The sequence below is a fragment of the Roseateles sp. PN1 genome (assembly GCF_038419725.1).
Lineage (GTDB): Bacteria > Pseudomonadota > Gammaproteobacteria > Burkholderiales > Burkholderiaceae_C > Paucibacter_A.
Genome location: NZ_JBCARA010000001.1, coordinates 82,822 through 101,065 on the forward strand (window position 1 = coordinate 82,822; position 18,244 = coordinate 101,065).

The 18,244-nt window shown below is 63.3% G+C and carries 18 protein-coding genes; 14 read left to right on the plus strand and 4 right to left on the minus strand.

What is annotated here, in order from left to right; translation table 11 throughout:
- Window positions 1–152: 152 nt before the first annotated feature.
- From AABB87_RS00245 to AABB87_RS00255, 3 genes are all read left to right on the plus strand, one after another.
- Entirely contained in the window at window positions 153–1,301 is a 1,149-nt protein-coding gene (locus tag AABB87_RS00245; RefSeq protein WP_341969073.1) for an SGNH/GDSL hydrolase family protein, read from the plus strand.
- Window positions 1,302–1,328: 27 nt separating this feature from the next.
- Window positions 1,329–2,003, plus strand: coding sequence for an OmpW/AlkL family protein (locus AABB87_RS00250; RefSeq protein WP_341969074.1), 675 nt, complete (start codon window positions 1,329–1,331; stop codon window positions 2,001–2,003).
- 126 nt (window positions 2,004–2,129) lie between these two features.
- A complete protein-coding gene (locus AABB87_RS00255; protein ID WP_341969075.1) occupies window positions 2,130–3,455 on the plus strand; it encodes a dicarboxylate/amino acid:cation symporter in 1,326 nt (441 codons plus the stop codon).
- A 53-nt stretch (window positions 3,456–3,508) separates the two neighbouring features.
- On the opposite strand, the gene queE is transcribed toward AABB87_RS00255, so the two are convergent.
- Together queE and AABB87_RS00265 are read right to left on the minus strand one after the other, a co-directional pair.
- Complete coding sequence (queE, locus tag AABB87_RS00260; protein ID WP_341969078.1) at window positions 3,509–4,144, minus strand: 7-carboxy-7-deazaguanine synthase; 636 nt, start codon at window positions 4,142–4,144, stop codon at window positions 3,509–3,511.
- Window positions 4,141–5,247 carry a 6-carboxytetrahydropterin synthase gene (locus AABB87_RS00265; RefSeq protein WP_058721353.1) on the minus strand — a complete coding sequence of 369 codons (1,107 nt, stop codon included), beginning with the start codon at window positions 5,245–5,247 and terminating at the stop codon, window positions 4,141–4,143. Before AABB87_RS00265 ends, queE begins: the two co-directional genes overlap by 4 nt.
- A 357-nt stretch (window positions 5,248–5,604) precedes the next feature.
- On the opposite strand from AABB87_RS00265, the gene egtD reads away from it, so the two are divergent.
- Both egtD and egtB read left to right on the plus strand, forming a co-directional pair.
- Entirely contained in the window at window positions 5,605–6,561 is a 957-nt protein-coding gene (gene egtD / locus AABB87_RS00270) for an L-histidine N(alpha)-methyltransferase (RefSeq protein ID WP_341969080.1), read from the plus strand.
- Window positions 6,562–6,567: 6 nt separating this feature from the next.
- Window positions 6,568–7,761, plus strand: a complete 1,194-nt coding sequence (egtB, locus tag AABB87_RS00275) for an ergothioneine biosynthesis protein EgtB (RefSeq protein ID WP_341969082.1) — start codon at window positions 6,568–6,570, stop codon at window positions 7,759–7,761.
- Window positions 7,762–7,788: 27 nt separating this feature from the next.
- On the opposite strand, the gene AABB87_RS00280 is transcribed toward egtB, so the two are convergent.
- Together AABB87_RS00280 and AABB87_RS00285 are read right to left on the minus strand one after the other, a co-directional pair.
- Entirely contained in the window at window positions 7,789–8,475 is a 687-nt protein-coding gene (locus AABB87_RS00280; RefSeq protein WP_341969083.1) for a class I SAM-dependent methyltransferase, read from the minus strand.
- Between the two features lie 20 nt (window positions 8,476–8,495).
- A complete protein-coding gene (locus AABB87_RS00285; protein ID WP_341969085.1) occupies window positions 8,496–10,790 on the minus strand; it encodes a helicase-related protein in 2,295 nt (764 codons plus the stop codon).
- Window positions 10,791–11,180: 390 nt separating this feature from the next.
- Between AABB87_RS00285 and ccmA the strand changes: the two genes are divergently transcribed.
- The 9 genes from ccmA to AABB87_RS00330 are packed head-to-tail and all read left to right on the plus strand — an operon-like array spanning window position 11,181 to window position 18,174.
- Window positions 11,181–11,849: a cytochrome c biogenesis heme-transporting ATPase CcmA gene (gene ccmA, locus AABB87_RS00290; RefSeq protein ID WP_341969086.1), complete on the plus strand. Its 669-nt coding sequence runs from the start codon at window positions 11,181–11,183 to the stop codon at window positions 11,847–11,849.
- Window positions 11,846–12,523, plus strand: coding sequence for a heme exporter protein CcmB (gene ccmB / locus AABB87_RS00295; protein ID WP_341969087.1), 678 nt, complete (start codon window positions 11,846–11,848; stop codon window positions 12,521–12,523). The genes ccmA and ccmB overlap by 4 nt, the downstream gene beginning before the upstream one ends.
- 4 nt (window positions 12,524–12,527) lie before the next feature.
- Window positions 12,528–13,322, plus strand: a complete 795-nt coding sequence (gene ccmC / locus AABB87_RS00300) for a heme ABC transporter permease CcmC (RefSeq protein ID WP_341969088.1) — start codon at window positions 12,528–12,530, stop codon at window positions 13,320–13,322.
- A 2-nt stretch (window positions 13,323–13,324) separates the two neighbouring features.
- On the plus strand, window positions 13,325–13,492 hold the full coding sequence (ccmD, locus tag AABB87_RS00305) for a heme exporter protein CcmD (protein WP_341969090.1): 168 nt from the start codon (window positions 13,325–13,327) through the stop codon (window positions 13,490–13,492).
- Window positions 13,489–13,959 carry a cytochrome c maturation protein CcmE gene (ccmE, locus tag AABB87_RS00310; protein WP_341969091.1) on the plus strand — a complete coding sequence of 157 codons (471 nt, stop codon included), beginning with the start codon at window positions 13,489–13,491 and terminating at the stop codon, window positions 13,957–13,959. Before ccmD ends, ccmE begins: the two co-directional genes overlap by 4 nt.
- Window positions 13,956–15,965, plus strand: a complete 2,010-nt coding sequence (locus AABB87_RS00315) for a heme lyase CcmF/NrfE family subunit (RefSeq protein WP_341969093.1) — start codon at window positions 13,956–13,958, stop codon at window positions 15,963–15,965. The genes ccmE and AABB87_RS00315 overlap by 4 nt, the downstream gene beginning before the upstream one ends.
- Complete coding sequence (locus tag AABB87_RS00320) at window positions 15,962–16,486, plus strand: DsbE family thiol:disulfide interchange protein (protein WP_341969094.1); 525 nt, start codon at window positions 15,962–15,964, stop codon at window positions 16,484–16,486. Before AABB87_RS00315 ends, AABB87_RS00320 begins: the two co-directional genes overlap by 4 nt.
- Window positions 16,479–16,964, plus strand: a complete 486-nt coding sequence (locus AABB87_RS00325) for a cytochrome c-type biogenesis protein (RefSeq protein ID WP_341969095.1) — start codon at window positions 16,479–16,481, stop codon at window positions 16,962–16,964. The genes AABB87_RS00320 and AABB87_RS00325 overlap by 8 nt, the downstream gene beginning before the upstream one ends.
- Window positions 16,933–18,174 carry a tetratricopeptide repeat protein gene (locus AABB87_RS00330; protein ID WP_341969096.1) on the plus strand — a complete coding sequence of 414 codons (1,242 nt, stop codon included), beginning with the start codon at window positions 16,933–16,935 and terminating at the stop codon, window positions 18,172–18,174. Before AABB87_RS00325 ends, AABB87_RS00330 begins: the two co-directional genes overlap by 32 nt.
- Window positions 18,175–18,244: the final 70 nt, after the last annotated feature.

The following is an 18,244-nucleotide window of genomic DNA, read 5'->3' on the forward strand; positions in this document are numbered from 1 at the left end:
CGGCGTGACTTTTTTTACGGATTTGGCCCCAAATCAGTGCAAATCAGCCCTTTTTGCGCCACAGACGGGGGCAAACACGCAGCGCCTGCGCTTGCACTATTGCCTAGAGTCCCTGACGGACCTCAGCTTGAAGTACATGACGGAGACAAACAATGAACCGGTTCCTAATCAAATCACTTGCCATCGCGGCCGCCGTGACCCTGTCGGCCTGCGGTGGTGGCGGCACTGCTGACACATCGCCCAAACTCAAAATCACCGCCGTCAAAGTGTTCGGGGACAGCATTGCTGACTCGGGCACCTACGGCTTCAAGTTCACCGTGCAGAGCGCGGACAACTTGATCTTCCCCGAGCGCGTGGCCGCCAGCTATGGTCAAACCCTGTGCAGCTTTTACAAAGCAACCGGCCCAGACTCCTTTGTGCCCAACCCCAAGGCGGGTTGCACCAATGCCGCTATCGGTGGCGGGCGCATCAACTACTACAGCAACCCCACGGATCCACGCGGTATCACCGTCCAGATGGCGGCCGTGGCCGCATTGGGCAGCTATTCACCCGGCGATCTGGCTGTGATTGACGGCGGAGGCAATGACGCGGCCGATCTGGTGGGGGCTTACTTGAAGGCCCCCAGCGACAAGGCTGCTTCCTATGCGGGCTTGTTGACGACGGTTCTGACGCCAGCGCAAGTCGGCGCGGCCTTGGCTGGCGGTGCCTCTGGGATGGCAACGATCGGCGGTGTCTATATGACGGCGCTGGCCGACAACTTCTACGCCGCTATCAAGACCAGCGTGCTGGACAAGGGCGCCCAGCAAGTCATCGTGCTAAACATGCCTGGCATCACCAACACGCCGCGCTTCCAGATGGTGCTGGATGGCATTTCGGCCGCCTACGGGGGCGGGACGGCCGGTGCCACCGCGAGAGCCCAGTCTGAAGCGCTGTTCAAGAGCTGGATTGAGGCCTTCAACAAGCAGTTGGCGGCCAAGTTTGCCGGTGAAGCCAAGGTGGCTGTAGTTGATTTCTACACCGCTTTCAACGACCAAGTTGCTACGCCTGCCCAGTTTGGCCTGAGCAATGTGAAGACACCTGCTTGCCCCATCACCGGCCTGGGCAGCGATGGTTTGCCGACCTACGACTTCCTGACCTGCACCGCCACGGCCTTGTCGGCCGCCCCGCCCACGGGTGTTAGCGGCGGCGCCGACTGGTGGAAGAGCTATGGCTTCTCAGACGGCTTCCACCCCACGCCCTACGGACATCAGCTGACCGGTCAGCTGATCTCCAAGACCTTGGCCATCAAGGGTTGGCTGTAAACGCGGCAAGCATCAGGAGACAAACACATGAAATCCAAGAACCTTCTCTGTATCGCCGCCGCTGTTCTGTCCACCTGGGCTGGCCTGGCGCAAGCCCAATCGGCCGGAACCTGGATGGCCCGTATCGGCGCCACCACCATCCGCCCGGATGTGAACAGCGGTGATCTAAGTGCCGCCAGCTTGGCCGGCACCAAGATCGACATCAATAACGCCACCCAGATCTCCGGCGGCATCACCTGGATGTGGACCGACAACATCGCCATCGACCTGCCCCTGGCCATTCCCTTCAAGCATGAGGTGCGCGGCGCTGGTGCGATTGAAGGCACGGGCAAGCTGGCCGATGTGCAGGCTTTGCCGGTCACCTTGACGGCACAGTACCGCTTTGGTTTGCCCAGCAGCACCTTGCGGCCCTATGTGGGTGCTGGCATCACCTATGCCGTCTTCATGAAGCCCAAGAGCACAGCGGCCTTGTCAGCCTTGACCGGTGGTTCGCCCAGCAATCCCACCATCATGACCATGGAAAACCGCTTCGGCCCGACCGGGCAGCTGGGCTTGACCGCCAAGTTCACTGAGCGCTTGTCCATGGATGCCACCGTCACCAAGGTATTGGTGAAGACGCGTGGGCATTTGTCCACCGGCCAACAGATCGATGTGGAACTCAATCCTTTGGCCTACACCCTAGGGCTGGTTTACACCTTCTGATTCGGTCAGCCCAGCTGATCAAGGAGCCTGCGGGCTCCTTTTTTTTCGCTTGGCGTCTGCAAATCCCCTCATAGGCGCAAATCCATTGCCGGCGCAAGATCGCGGCAAACTCGAAAGGAGACCGCCTTGAGCGCCAAACCGTTTTACAAATCTCTTTACTTCCAGGTCATCACCGCCATCGTGTTGGGTGTGCTGCTGGGCCATTTCTACCCCGAGAGCGGCGCTGCCATGAAGCCCTTGGGAGACGGCTTCATCAAGCTGATCAAGATGATCATCGCCCCCATCATCTTCTGCACCGTGGTGGTTGGCATTGCCGGCATGGAGGACATGAAAAAGGTTGGCAAAACCGGCGGCATGGCCTTGCTTTACTTCGAAATCGTTTCCACCGTCGCCCTGGTCATTGGCCTGGTCGTGGTCAATGTGCTGCAGCCGGGTGCCGGCATGAATGTGGATCCTGCTGCGCTCGATACCAAAAGCATTGCGGCCTACACAGCCCCCGGCAAACTGGCCAGCACCACGGACTTTCTGCTGGCCATCATCCCCACCACCCTCGTGGATGCCTTTGCTAAGGGCGAGATGCTGCAGGTGCTCTTGATCGCTGTGATGTTCGGCTTCGCCCTGCACCAGTTCGGCGGCCGCGGCACCCTGGTGTTCGACATGATCGAGAAGACCTCGCATGTGCTCTTCGCCATCGTCGGCATGATCATGAAGCTGGCCCCTATCGGCGCCTTCGGTGCCATGGCCTTCACCATCGGCAAGTACGGCCTGGGCTCGCTGGTGCAACTGGGCAAGTTGATGGGCAGCTTCTATCTGACCTGCTTGATGTTCATCTTCATCGTGTTGGGCGGCATTGCCCGCGCTCATGGCTTCTCGATCATCAAGTTCATCAAGTACATCAAGGAAGAACTGCTGATCGTGCTGGGCACTTCATCGTCCGAGTCGGTGCTGCCGCGCATGATGGCCAAGATGGAAAACCTGGGCGCCAAGAAGTCCACCGTGGGCCTGGTGATCCCGACCGGCTATTCCTTCAATCTGGATGGCACCTCGATCTATCTGACCATGGCCGCCGTCTTCATTGCCCAGGCCACCAATACGCCGATGACGCTGACGCAACAACTGACCCTCTTGGCGGTCTTGTTGCTGACCTCCAAGGGCGCGGCTGGTGTGACCGGCAGTGGCTTCATCGTGCTGGCGGCCACGCTCAGCGCGGTGGGCGGTGTGCCGGTGGCGGGCTTGGCGCTGATTCTGGGCATCGACCGCTTCATGAGCGAAGCGCGGGCCCTGACCAATCTGATTGGCAACGGTGTGGCCACCCTGGTGGTCGCCAAGTGGACCGGTGACCTGGATATGGAACGGCTTCACAGCCAGCTTAACAACGAAGGACCGCTGGAGGCCGATGCGCCGGAAGTGGTGCTCGACCGAGTCGACGCACACTTGCCCAAGACGATCTGAAGCAAGACTGACGGAACGCCCCGGAGCTGATCAGGGGCGTTTGTTGGTCAGATTTATTCGATGCCGATGACCTTGTGCATCTGCACCGAGAGCCGCCACTGCGGGTGGCTCATGCAATAAGCCACCGCTTCGCGGGTGTGCTGGGTTTTCAGGATGGAATCCAGCGGCTGCAAAAAGAAATGCTCGAAGTCCAAGGACTCGAAGCGTTCCGGTTTGGCCAAGGGCTGTGGATAAACCAGCTTTAGCTCGTGACCCTTGGTCAGCACGATTTCGGCGTCAGCCTTGGGGCTGACACAAATCCAATCCAGGCCCTCGGGCGCGGGCTGGGTGCCATTGGTTTCCACCGCGATTTCGAAACCCTTGGCATGCAGGGCGGCAATCAGCTCGGCGTCCAGCTGCAGCAGCGGCTCGCCGCCGGTGCACACCACATAGGGCTTGCCTGGCATGCCGCTCGGCCACTGCGCCGCAACAGCCTCGGCCAGATCGGCCGCGCTGGCGAATTTGCCGCCGCCTTGGCCGTCAACGCCCACAAAATCGGTATCGCAGAAACTGCAAACCGCCTCAGCGCGGTCTTGCTCGCGGCCGCTCCACAGATTGCAGCCGGCAAAGCGGCAGAACACCGAGGCCCGGCCCGCTTGCGCGCCCTCGCCTTGCAAGGTGTAGAAAATCTCTTTGACAGCGTAAGTCATACCGGAATCAAAGCCTCATCACCGCTGCTGCTGACGATGGAGCCGCAGCCACGCGTTTCGTACATATCGACTCGGTCGATCTGCGGCAGCACCGCAGCCCCCTTGGCCAGCACCCAGGCGGCTAGGCTGGCGGTGTCACCATCGGGCAAGTCGGCAATCTCGTACAGCGGGCGGTGATCGATGGCCTTGAAGATGGGATCGAACAAGGTCTTCACATCGCCAAAATCCACCGTCCAGCCTTGCACCTTGTCCAACTCGGCACTCAGGTGCAGACGCAAGGTGTAGGTGTGGCCGTGGATGCCACGCAGCGGGCTGTCAGTGGGCGCTCGCTTGAGCTGAATAGCGCTGTCTAGCGTCAATTCTTTCCAGATGCGGTAGTTCGTGCCGTCGAAATTCGCGCCGCAGGAGCCGGTTTCGTACACCGTGATCCAGGACAACTCGGGCAACACCGGCTTCAAACCCGCCCACAACCAGGCCGAAATCACCTCGCTGGTCGGATTGTGCAAACCCTCAATGCTGTTCAGGCATTGGTAGTTGAGCAGCATGTGCCAGGGCGCCCAGACCTCGTCCAGATGGTCGTAGTCGATGCTCAGCGCCCGCTCACCCAGGTCTTGGTTGGCGTGGATGATGACCTCGAAACCATGGCCATGCATGCGGCCGCACTTGTGGCCCATGGGCACATTGGGCAATTGGTGCGCGGCCTGAAAGCGGTAACGGCGCCAGACATGGGCCGAACCGTTGGCATCCAAGTCCACACCCGAATGCTGGGTGCTTTGAATCCCGATTTGCTGGATGCCGGGCACGCCGAACTCGGTTTCCAAGCGCTGGCGGATCCAGCGGGCGATGTTTTCGTCGGTGGGCTCTTCCACGCAACGGTTCAGCAGCGCGTGGTCCAGCGGTTCAACGCAGGCCTCGAGGCGCTTGCGCAATTCTTCGACCTCTCCGCCCGGAAAAGGCGCCCAGTCGGCTGGCAGTTCGGCACGCACGGTGGCGAAATAGCTGTGGCCATGCAGCCCATGGCTGCGATGCCCTACGGGCAAGGCCGTGATCTGGCAGGCGGATTCGAAACCGCAGGAGGCGGAAAAAATAGTCAGGGTTTTCATTGGGGACGCAAGTGTGACATGGCTGGCCCGCCTTGGGGCAGGGGTGCAACGCAATCCCAACAAAAGCACTTTTGAGCTTCGCTCTGTCTTTAACAGTATCTTTAAATACTTTGTTAGTAGTCTTAGTAGGGGACGGCCCTTGCTGTGGATAAGCCGTATTTTGCCTGTTCTGGTAAGGACTTAGCTGCTGACAAAGCATGTGGGCGGATGCCCTTGAACTTTGAGCCCAATAGATAACAACTTTGCCGCTTGCGCCGCCGCTGTGGATAAGCCCCTAGTTGTTCGAAAGTTATGCACATATTTGTACACATGAAAATGTTCTACTGATTGCTCAATTCGCCGCCGAAAGGGAGCGTCATGCCGCCGAGTGTTGAGACTTTTGACCCGCAAGCGGCCATCCGCGCCGAGCTGCTGGAGGGCTTGTTGGCCGAGCCGGCACACATCGCCTCCAAGTATTTTTACGACGCTTTGGGTTGCAAGCTGTTCGAAGCCATCTGTGAGTTGCCCGAGTACGCACTGACCCGCAACGAAGCGGCCATCTTTGCCGAGCATGGCGCGGCCATGGCCCGTGCGATTGGCCCGGGCTGCACCTTGATCGACCTCGGCGCAGGCAATTGCGCCAAAGCAGCGGCCTTGTTTCCGCTGCTGCATCCCAGCCAATATGTGCCGATCGACATCTCGCAGGACTTTTTGCTGGAGTCGGTGGCGCGCTTGCAGCCGCGTTTTGCGCATATCGAGATGACACCGGTGGCGCAGGACTTTTCCGAGCATTTGCAACTGCCCGCCTCGGTGCGCGCTGAGCACCGCCTGTTCTTCTACCCCGGCTCCTCAATTGGCAATTTCAGTCCCTCGCAGGCTTTGGCCTTGCTGCGCCGCATGCGGGCCCTGTGCCTGGGCTGCGATGGCGGGGTGTTGATTGGCATTGATCTGCTCAAAGACAAGGCCGTGCTGGAAGCCGCTTACGACGACGCCCTGGGGCTGACGGCTGCCTTCAACCTGAATCTGCTGCGCCATGTCAATCGCTTGGCGGGCACCGACTTTGACGTTAAGCAATGGCTGCACCGCGCTCATTTCAACGCCTCCCTGGGTCGGGTTGAAATGCATTTGCTGGCAGCTGAGGATGTGCGGCTCAGCTGGCCGGGCCAGCAGCGCTTCTTCATGTCGGGCGAGAGCATCCACACCGAGAACAGCTTCAAATACAGCACCGAAGGTTTCACCGAGCTGCTGCAACGGGCTGGTTTTGAAGCGCAGGGGCAATGGACGGATGCCGATCAGGGCTTCGCCGTGATCCATGCGCGCGCCAGCGCAGGCTGAGCGGCGATGGACTTATCAAACCGCTTCGAGGCCGTGCGCCAGCAGTCCTTGCGCCTGGCGGCGCCGCTGTCCGCGGAAGATTGCTGTGTGCAGTCCATGCCGGAGGCCAGCCCCAGCAAATGGCATCTGGCACACACCAGCTGGTTTTTTGAGACCTTTTTGCTGGAGCCCTTTGAAGCCGGCTTTAAGCCTTTTCACCCGGCATTTCGGGTGCTGTTCAATTCCTATTACAACGGCGTAGGCGATAAGCACCCGCGCGCGCAGCGCGGTTTGCTGACGCGCCCGGACTTAGACGAGGTGTTGGCCTATCGCGCGGCGGTGGATCAGCGCATCTTGGCGCTGCTGCAAGCCCGGTCGGGCGATGCGCGCATTGCCGAGTTAATGGAACTGGGCCTGCAGCATGAGCAGCAGCATCAAGAGCTGATGCTCACCGACCTGCTGCATTTGCTGGCACAGAACCCTTTGCAGCCGGCCTACCGCAGCGAGGCGCAAGACGTGACCCCGGCTGAGCCTGAGCTGGGCTGGCTGCATTTCGCCGGTGGCCTGCAGGACATCGGCCACCGTGGCGGCGGCTTTTGCTTTGACAATGAACTGCCTTCGCATCAGCAGTTCCTGCAGCCCTTCGAGTTGGCGACGCGCTTGGTAAGCAATGCCGAGTTCCTGGCCTTTGTCGAGGCCGGTGGCTATCACCAGCCGGAGCTGTGGTTGGCCGAAGGCTGGGATTGGCTTCGCAGCCAGGGTCTGCGCAAACCGCTGTACTGGCGCCAAGACGAGGAGGCGCACCGCTGGCTGGCCTTTGGCCTGCATGGCCTGCAGCCTTTAGATCCCCATGCGCCGGCCTGCCATCTATCGCTTTTCGAGGCCGATGCATTTGCGCGCTGGGCGGGTGCCCGGCTGCCGACCGAGTTTGAGTGGGAAGCGGCGGCCCGCGCCGCGTCCCAAATACCGGCCTTGCAGCAAATGCATGGCCAGGTTTGGCAATGGACCAGCAGCAGCTACGCGCCCTTCCCGGGCTTTGCGCCCGCCGCCGGCGCCGTGGGCGAGTACAACGGCAAGTTCATGGTCAACCAATATGTCTTGCGCGGCTCATCCCTGGCCACACCGGCAGGCCATGCGCGTGACAGCTACCGCAACTTCTTCCCGGCCCACACGCGCTGGCAGTTCAGCGGCATCAGGTTGGCGCGTTCCGTGCCGGCCTGAGCGCGACTAGCGGCAAGAGATGCCGAATCAGTCGCGCCGGTAGTACAGCAGTCGCCCGCTATAGGGCAAGGCCAGTGGCAGTGACTTCAGCGTGGTTTCCTCCAGCCGGTAGCCCATGCCGCTCATGCGCTTGCTGAAGGCGGAGCGGTTGCCGCGGTTGGGGTCGATGATCATCACCTCGCTGAGCGGCGCGGCGTGGCGTTCGATGAAGCGCGGTAAGGCGGCCTCGTCATCGCGCTCGTACAGCACATCGCTGCCGATGATCAGCTCAAACAAGCCTTGCACCTTGGGCACGCGCAAGCTGGGCGGAATGGCCAGATTGGGCGTGGCCCAGTTGCCATGGCAGTAGCGCAGCGGCGGCAAATCGTTCAGACGCAGGTTCTCCAGCATGAAGGCAGCGGCTAGCGGATGGCAGTCGCTGGCGGTGACCAGGGCGCCCTTGCGGTGTGCCACCAAGCTGGCCAGGCCTAAGCCGCAGCCGATTTCGAGAATGCTCTCGTCCTCGCGCAAGGGCCGCAAAGCCATGGCCTCGGCCAAGTGCTGGCCCGAGGGCCAGAGCAGGCCGAACAAGGGCCAGAAAGCCGATGAAATCCCCAATGCCTCGGCCTCGCCGTGAAGATCGAAGAACTGCTGATTGTTCAGCAGCGAGCGAATCTGCAAGGGCGCAGCGCCCTCAATCGCGATGGATTCGAACTTGAAGAGATAGCCTGGCATGGTGCTCGCGTGTGCGCCTCTTAGCGTTTGCCGGGCCGGCCGCCGCGGGTTTGCCACAGCGGTTTCTTGCCCTTGAGATGACGCTCGATGCCGTCGTTCAGGCGGCCGCGCAAATCAACGACCGCCTCCACTTGGCCGAACACGCCGGGGAAACGCAGATCCAGCCACAGCCACAGGGTGCAGGAGCGCAGCGCCTGTTCCATGCGGTCGAGGCGGCTGTGTTCGTCAACATCATTCAAGAACCAAGGCGAGCCGGCCGTGCCGGTGACGGCGTGGCGGTGCGTCCAGTCCAGGAACTCCTGCACCTGCGCTTCGGTGCGGGTGTCCACTGGCGCCTGGGCGTAGATGAAGCGGGTCTTGAGCGGCAGCGAGCCGGCGCTGCGATCCAGCTGATCGGCCAGCTCCAGCATCTGCTCCAGCTCAGCGACCTGGAAGTGCGCATCGTCCAGGCGCAGCTGTTCCATGAACACGCCCAGCACGGCGCGCAGCTTGTTCAAGTCCAGGCGCTGGGCGATGGTGTTGATATGCCACCAGTTCGGCGCCACCGAGCATTTGAAATCGCGCGGCGCGCGCGGCTGCTTGGGCAACAAGTCCTTCAGCGTGCGCGCCGCATTGGGCTCGGCCTCACGCAGCACGCCGCAAAAGCCTTCGTCATGCATGCCGTAGCGGCCGGCGCGGCCGGCGATCTGGTGCACTTCGGAGACCGTCAAGGCGCGGTCCATCTGGCCGTCAAACTTGGTCATGGTGCTGAACAGCACGCGGCGAATCGGTAGGTTCAAGCCCATGCCGATGGCATCGGTGGCGACCAGGATGTGCGAGGCGCCTTGCGCAAAGCGCTCGGCCTCGCGGCGCCGCACTTCCGGTGGCAGCGCGCCGTAGATGACGGAGACCGCATGGCCGCTGGCGGCAATCTGGTCGCGCAGCATCAGCACTTCGCGGCGGCTAAAAGCCACCACGGCGTCGCCCTTTTTCAAACTGGCGATGGGCACGGCGGCGGGCAGCAGTTGCACTTCTTGCTTGCGCTCGAAATGGCGCACGGTGCAGCGCTCGCCGCACAAGCCCAGCAGGTTTTCAATCGCCGGCACGGCATAGGCCGAGCAGATGATGATCAGCTCATTGGCCGGCACCGCCACGATGGCCTGGGTCCAGGCCCAGCCGCGGTAGGTGTCGAACAGCATCTGCGCTTCGTCGATCACCGCCACATCAATGGCCTTGGTGGTGTTGACCATCTCGATGGTGCTGGACACCACCCGCGCCGCATCGGCCGGCACATTCTCTTCACCGGTCAGCAGCGAGCAGGGCACGCCGCGGCCCACCAGGCGGTCGCGTCCTTCCAGGGCCAGCAGGCGCAGCGGCGCCAGGTAGGCGCCGTCATGCGCTTGTGCCAGGCGCTCAAAGGCGGCGTGAGTCTTGCCGCTGTTCGGCGGGCCAACGAATAGCGTGACGCTTCGCTGCAGGCGGCGCGCGGCGTCAAAAGTGTCGGGGTAGCCTTGGAAGGCCAGCTCGCTGTTCAGGTGGGCGAGGGTGTTGAGCTCGGCCACCAGGCGCTCCCAGCGGTCTTGCGCGCGGGTGCAAGCGGCCTTGAGCAGGGGCAGGGTTTGCGGGGTGGCGCATTCGGCCTGCAGGCGCGGCAGCAGCGAATCGAGGTGTTCTTCATGGCCGGCCACGCTGCGCGCCAGCAGTGCTTCCAGATGGGCCAGCAACTCGCCCTCGCCCGCGAAGGCGGGGGCCGGGCCGATGGCTTGCGTCAGGGCGTTCATATCCCCGTCGCGGTAGAAGTCCCAGACGGCGGCGGCATCCGGCAAATCCAGACGGTAAGCCACCGGGATGCGCCAGCCGGGCTGGCTCAGGCTCAGCGTGGTCTGGCACAGGCGGCTCCAGCCACTGCTTTGGCTGAGGTCGCGGCTCAGGCCCAGCTTGTCCAGCGCCAGGGTGCGTTGCTGCATCAGCGCGCGTACGGTGGGCGCAGTGCCTACGACGTCGAGGTGGCTTAGGGCCACGGCCATCAGCTCCGGCGCGATCCAACGGCTGGGGCGTGCGCCGGCCACCGCTTTTTGCAACAGGATCAGGCCGCGCTGCTCGGGCAGGTCTTCGCGCGCGGCCTCGGCATGATCGCTATGGCTGAGGAAGTCGGCCGGCGTGAGCACCTGCGGCAGCTGGTAAGCCGCTTGGCGGATGCGCAGCAAGCCTTCGGGTGTGAGCTCGGGCGGCAGCCGCTTGGCGTGGCGCGCGTGGGGCAGATTGAAGGAGGGGGAAGCGGGCGCTGGCGTGGGGGCTGCGGCGCCGTGAGATTGGGGGTCTTTGATGTCTTGCACCCTAGGAGTGGACCACAGTAGGCACGGCCTGAGCATTTGACCGCCGGGCTGCCAGGCAATCGGCTGCCAAAACTGCTGTGTCAGGCGCGGCTATGTTTGCTCTGGGTCTGTGCCCTGCGCGTTTGTGTGAGCATGGCTTTGGGCGACTTGCTCGGCTGGCTGAGCCCGCAATTCGGTGAGGTCTGGCCTCTCCAAACGCCAGCCTCAAGCCAACGCCATGAATTGACGTATAAAAGCGACCGGTCTCCTATGAAATCTGCTTGTTCCACCGGTTTCGACCAAGGTCAACGTGTCACAAAAAATTGCTAAGCCTGGTGTTGATGCGGACTCCTGCGCATGGAGATCTAGCAAGCTAGCCGGAATGCTGTGCAGCATTTCTGACGCTCCGCCATGAGCATGCCAACGGCCCGCCCCATATCGCCGCCCGCCAGCCTGCTCCAGGCCGAAGGCCTGGCCTGCCGCCGCGGCCGTCGCTTGCTATTCAGAGGATTGAATCTGCAATTGCAGGCCGGCAGCGTGACCTGGCTGCGCGGCAGCAATGGCTGCGGCAAGACCAGCTTGTTGCGTATCTTGGCGGGCTTGTCTGCGGCTACCGAAGGGCGGGTGATATGGCCGGCTGCTGGCGCTCAAGACTCCGCAGCGCAAACCGGCAGCCCCTTGATTTACATCGGCCACAGCAATGGCCTGAAAGACGACCTGACCTTGTTGGAGGCCCTGGCCTTTTTGGCCGAGTTGGCCGGCCTTGATCGCGCGCAGGCCCGTGCCGTCCAAGCCCTGCAGCGCCTGGGCCTGGCCACGCGTGCCGCTGCACCCGTGCGCACCTTGTCGCAAGGGCAGCGGCGGCGCGGTGCGCTGGCACGTCTGGCGCTGGACGATGGCGCGCGTGTCTGGCTGCTGGACGAACCTTTTGATGCGCTTGATGCCGACAGCATGGCTTTGCTGCAGCAATTGATCGCCGAGCATGCTGCCCGCGGTGGTGCGGCGCTGCTGACCAGCCACCAGGCGATTGATCTGAAGGACGCCCATGAGCTTGATCTCGAAGCGTGGCGCGCCGCATGAGCGGGCGCTTGCTGCTGGCGCTGCTGCGCCGCGATTTGAAGCTGGTGCAGCGGCGCCGGGTCGAGGCCTTGCTGCCCTTGGGCTTCTTCATCGTCGCGGCCGGCTTGTTCCCTTTTGGCGTCGGGCCAGAGCCGCAGACCTTGCGGCAGATCGGGCCGGGCGTGGTGTGGGTATGCGCGCTCTTGTCGGCCATGTTGTCGGTGACGCAGATGTTCAGCGGCGATCTGCAAGACGGCTCGCTGGAGCAGATGTTGCTGTCACCTCACGGCCTGCTGGCCGTGGTCTGGGGCAAGGTGCTGGCGCATTGCTTGTCCGCCGGACTGAGCCTGGTGCTGGCCACGCCCTTGCTGGGCTTGCTCTTCGGCATGGGCGGCGCCGAGATCGCCATGCTGTGCCTGAGCCTCTTGCTGGGCACGCCCATCCTCAGCCTCTTGGGTGCGCTGGGTTCGGCACTGACGCTGGGGCTGCGCAGCGGCGCGGCACTGGTGTTCTTGCTGGTGCTGCCGCTGACGATTCCGGCGCTGATCTTTGGCATCGGGGCGGTCGGCGCGGTGGAAGCTGGCATGCCGGAGCAGGCGCAAGCGCATCTCTCGCTGCTGGGTGCCCTGCTCATCCTCACCTTGCTGGGCGCGCCGCCGGCCACCGCCGCGGCCTTGCGAATTGCACTGGACTGATGCCATGAACTCACCCACCGCCCCCTTGCGCGCGGCCTCGCAATCACGCTGGCGCTGGAGCACTTTTGCCGCGCCCTCGCGCTTCTATCGCCTGGCCGGTAGCTGCATCCCCTGGTTCTGGGCCTTGGCCTTGGTGCTGGGCCTGGCCGGCCTGTGGGTGGGCTTTGCCCTCGCGCCCAGCGATTTTCAGCAGGGCGAGGCCTACCGCATCATCTTTGTCCATGTACCAGCGGCTTGGATGTCCATGCTGATCTACCTGGTGCTGGCCGCCTCGGCCGCCTGGGGCTGGATGCTCAACGCCCGCATGGCCTCAATGTATGCCCGCGCCCTGGCGCCCACCGGCGCGCTGTTCACCTTGCTGGCGCTGTGGACCGGCGCCTTGTGGGGCAAGCCCACTTGGGGGGCTTGGTGGGTGTGGGATGCGCGGCTTAGCTCAGAGTTCATTCTCTTGCTGCTCTATCTCGGCTATATCGCCCTGACCGAGGCGATTGATGATGAGCGCCGCGCCGCCAATGCTGGCGCTTTGCTGGCCCTGGTGGGCGTGGTCAATATTCCGATCATCTACTTCTCGGTGCGCTGGTGGAATACCTTGCACCAGGGCGCCACCATCAGCATGACGGCCGCGCCCAAGATGGCCCACATCATGCTGCTGGCCATGCTGCTGATGACGCTGAGCTTCTGGGCCTACAGCTTTGCCGTGGTGTGGACGCGCGCTCGTGCCATCGTGCTGGAACAAGAATGCGAGGCCGAGTGGGTGCGTGAACTCAAAGCGGCCAAGAATAGCGAGAGGGGGGGATAACGATGACGGTCTGGAATTCGTTTGACGACTTTCTGCACATGGGCGGCTACGGCCTCTATGTCTGGGGCGCGTACGCCGCTTGCTTGCTGCTGATGGTGCTGGAAGCACGCCTGAGCGCCCGCCGCCATGCCCGTGCCCTGCAGGCCGAGGTGCTGGAGGATTTGGCATGACGCTCAAGCCCCGTCACAAACGCGCTGCCATCGTGGTGGGCGGTTTGGCCTTGTTGGGCGTGGCCGCAGCCCTGGTGTTTAATGCCTTCAACAGCAATCTGGTCTTCTTCTATACCCCCACGCAGGTGGCCGCCAAGGAAGCACCGCAGGCACGCACCTTTCGTGTTGGCGGCCTGGTGCAGGCCGGCAGCGTGGTGCGAGACGGCGTCACGGTGAACTTCTTGGTCACCGATACGGTCAAGGCGACGCCGGTGCGCTTCCAGGGCGTTCTGCCCGATCTGTTCAAGGAAGGCAAGGGCGTGGTGGCGCAGGGCCAGCTCAATGCCGAGGGCGTTTTTGTGGCCCGCGAAGTGCTGGCCAAGCATGATGAGAATTACATGCCGCCCGAAGCCGCGGATGCGCTGCAGCGCGCTGCGAAGGCGCAGAAGGATGCTGGCAATAGCCTGGCCACAGGAGCCACGCCATGATCCCCGAACTGGGCCATTTCTTGCTGCTGCTGGCCTTGGCCGTGGCCCTGGTGCAGGGTGTCCTGCCCCTGGCTGGCGCGCAAACCGGCCGGGCCGATTGGATGGCATTGGCGCGCCCCGCCACCATCCTGCAAGCCCTGTTGGTGGCTGCCGCATTTGCCTGCCTGACGGCCTCTTTTGTGCGCAACGATTTTTCCGTGCTGTATGTGGCGGCCAACTCCAACTCGGCGCTGCCCTTGCTGTACCGCATCGCGGCGGTATGGGGTGGGCATGAGGGTTCGCTGCTGCTGTGGGTGCTGATGCTCAATGTCTGGAGCCTGGCCGTGGCGGTTTTCAGCCAGCGCTTGCCGGCCGCCTTCATCGCCCGCATCCTGGCGGTGCTGGGCTTGGTGGCGGTGGGCTTTTTGCTCTTCATGCTGGCCACGTCCAACCCTTTCGACCGCCTGCTGCCTGCGGCGATCGACGGACGCGACCTTAACCCCTTGCTGCAAGACCCCGGCATGGTGATCCACCCGCCCATGCTTTATATGGGTTATGTGGGTTTCTCCGTGGCTTACGCTTTTGCCACGGCGGCCCTGATTGGCGGCAATCTCGATGCGGCCTGGGCGCGCTGGACGCGGCCCTGGACCACCATGGCCTGGGTGTTTCTGACCTTTGGCATCGGCCTGGGCAGTTGGTGGGCTTATAACGAGTTGGGCTGGGGCGGCTGGTGGTTCTGGGACCCGGTCGAGAACGCTTCCTTCATGCCCTGGTTGATCGGCACGGCCTTGATTCACTCACTGGCGGTGACCGAGAAGCGCGGCGGTTTCAAGGGCTGGACGGTGTTGCTGGCGCTGCTGGCCTTTTCGCTCTCGCTGCTGGGCACTTTCCTCGTGCGCTCGGGCGTGCTGTCCTCGGTGCATGCGTTCGCCACCGACCCGCGCCGTGGCCTGTTCATCCTGCTATTCCTGGTGGTGGTGATTGGCGCCTCGCTGCTGCTCTTTGCCTGGCGCGCCCCCAAGGTGGGCCTGGGTCAGCGCTTCGGCATGTTTTCGCGAGAGTCTCTGCTGCTGGTCAACAACATGATGTTGGCGGTGGCCTGCGCGGCGGTGCTGCTGGGTACGCTGTATCCGCTGTTTCTGGATGCCTTGGGCCTGGGCAAGATCTCCGTGGGCGCGCCTTACTTCGACACGGTGTTCGGCCTCTTGATGGCGCCGCTGGTGCTGGTGATGGGCATTGGCCCGCTGACGCGCTGGAAGAGCGACGAGCCCGGCGCTGTGCTGCGCCGGGTGCGCTGGCCGTTTGTAGGCGCACTGGCAGCAGCGCTGGCTACCGGTGCCTGGGCCGGCCACATCAGCTTGGCCACCACGGGCGGCCTCACCATGGCCTTCTGGATCGTGGCAACGCAGTGGGTGGACCTGCGGCAGCGCCTGCTGCCGGCCGGTGCGCGCTTGGCGCAAATGCCGGCGCGGGGGCGCCAAATGCCGCTGGCCCTGTGGGGCATGTTGGTGGCGCATTTGGGCGTGGCGGCTTTTGCTTTTGGTGTGGCGATGGTGAAAACCTACGAGACCGAACGCGACGTCAAGATGGGCTCCGGCGACACCACTGAGTTGGCCGGTTATGTGCTCCGCATGCTGGAGGTGCGTGATGTGCCCGGGCCCAACTACATCGCCGCGCGCGCCACGCTGGAAGTCAGCCGCGAGGGGCGATTGATTGCCACACTCCATCCCGAAAAGCGCATCTACCGGGTCCAGCAAAACCCCATGACGGAAGCCGCGGTGGACAGCAATGCCCTGCGCGATATCTACATCTCGATGGGCGAGCGACTGCCCAGTGGTGAGTGGGTGCTGCGGGTTCAGTACAAGCCCTTCATCGTCTGGATCTGGGCCGGTTGTTTGATCATGATGTTGGGCGGCCTGCTGGCCCTCAGCGACCGCCGTTATCGGCAGCGCAAGTCAGTGGAAGAGCCTGAGGCAATCGCTCAAGCCGGCGCCCAAGTCGGCGCCAAATCGGAGCAGCCGGCATGAACCGCTACTTGCTGCCCCTGGCCCTCTTCCTCGTGCTGGCCGGCTTTCTGGCCGTTGGCCTGAGCCTGAATCCGCGCGAGGTGCCTTCGCCCTTGATCAACAAGCCCGCGCCCGTCTTCAGTGCTCCATCACTGCACAAGCCCGAGCAGCGCATCAGCAAACAAAACTTGTTGGGCCAGGTCTGGATACTCAATGTCTGGGCTTCTTGGTGCGGCGCCTGCCGCGACGAACATCCCGCCTTGCTGGCCTTTGCGCGCCAGGCCCAGGTGCCCATCTACGGCCTTAACTACAAAGATGAGCGCGTCGCCGGTCAGGCCTGGCTGAACCAGCTGGGCAACCCCTATACCGATTCGCTGTACGACCCCGAAGGTCGCATCGGCATTGACTTCGGCGTCTACGGCGTGCCCGAAACCTTTGTGATCGACCGCAGCGGCACCATCCGCTACAAGCACATCGGCCCGCTGACGCCCGAGTTGCTGCGGGACACCATCTCCCCTTTGCTGAAGCAGCTGAATGTTTAAGACCCTGCTCTTGTTGCTGGCCTTGCTGAGCCTCAGCCCCGCTCAGGCCAAGGAGGCCCAGCCGGTGGCGCAGAACCCTGCCGTCGAGGCCCGCATGATGGTGTTGGCGGCCGAGTTGCGCTGCCTGGTGTGCCAGAACCAGACCATTGCCGATTCGCACTCCGGCCTGGCTCAAGACCTGCGCCAGCAGATCCGCGAAATGCTTGAACGCGGTATGACGGATGAGCAGGTGCGCAGCTTCATGAGCGAGCGTTATGGCGACTTCGTGCTCTACAAGCCGCCGTTCAAGGCCAGCACGGCCCTGCTGTGGGCCGGCCCGCCGCTGCTGCTGCTGCTGGCCTTGCTGGGCTTGTACGCGGTGCTGCGGCAACGCCAGCGCATGAGCCCCGATGCCTTCGAGCCGGACGACGACAACAACAATCAATCCGACGATGCGGATGGTGCCCATGACGAACACAGCCTCCCTGCAAATCGATGAACTCAAGCGCCAACTGGCGCAGCTGGATGACTTGTTCAAGCAAGGTGTGCTGAGCGGCGAGGCCGCGCGCGCCAAGCGCGATCAGTTGGAACATGAGTTGATCGAACTCGTCTTGCGCGCCAAACCCGGCCCGGCCAACGCTGCGCTGCCCTCGGCGCGTTTGCTGCTGGGCCTCACCGCCTTTGTGCTGGCCTTTGGGGTCGCCGGCTACGCCTGGCGCGGCAATTTCGAGGGCTTGCGCACCGGCCCAGGTGAAACCCCGCCAGCCGCCGCCGCGCAGGACGCCAGCGGCCATGCCGAGGACGCGCAAATCGAGGCCATGCTGGGCCGCTTGGCCGACAAGCTCAAGGCCAATCCGGATGATGCGCAAGGCTGGGCCATGTTGGCGCGCTCCTACACCGTGCGTGGGCGCCATGACGAGGCTTTGCCGGCCTACAAAAAGGTGGTGGAGCTGCTGCCCAAAGACGCGCAGGCCCTGGCCGACTACGCCGATGGCCTGGCCACGGCCAAGCAAGGCCAGCTCAGCGGCGAGCCCGAGCAACTGGTGCAGCAGGCGCTGCGCCTGGATGGCCGCAACGTCAAGGCCTTGTCCCTGGCGGGCACGATTGCCTTTGATCGCAATGACTTCAAGGGTGCGGCTGACTACTGGGACCGTGCGCTGCAGGCCGCGGAGCCTGACGGCAATATGGCGCGGCAGTTGCAGGGCGCCTTGGCCGAGGCGCGTCAGCGCGCCGGCCTGCCGCCGTTGGTCGGTCAAGCTGCAACGCCAGCGGTGGCGCCAGCCGAAGTCGTGCCCACGCCACCGGCCGTGCCAACGCTGCCTGCACCCCCTGCACCTCCAACGGCTACCGCCAACGTGGGCGCGGCCAGCATCAGCGGCCGGGTGGATATTGCCCCGGCCTTGAAGGCGCAGCTGAGCCCAGATGACACCTTGTTTGTCTTCGCCCGCGCGCCCGGTGGCTCACGCATGCCGCTGGCGATTTTGCGCAAAAAAGCCAGCGAGTTGCCCTTCACCTTCACGCTGGATGACAGCCTGGCCATGAGCCCGGCGGCGCGCCTGTCTTCGGCCCCCCAAGTGGTGATCGGCGCACGCATCAGCAAGAGCGGCGAGGCGCTGCCCAAGCCGGGCGATCTGCAGGGTTTGAGCGGCGTGGTGGCCTTGGGTGCGCGCGATGTGCAGGTGTTGATCAGCGAGCAGATCAAGCCTTGAAATGCAGCGCCTGACAATCAATAGGCGCACCAACAGAGCATTTACATAACGGCGATTTCAAGCTGATCAG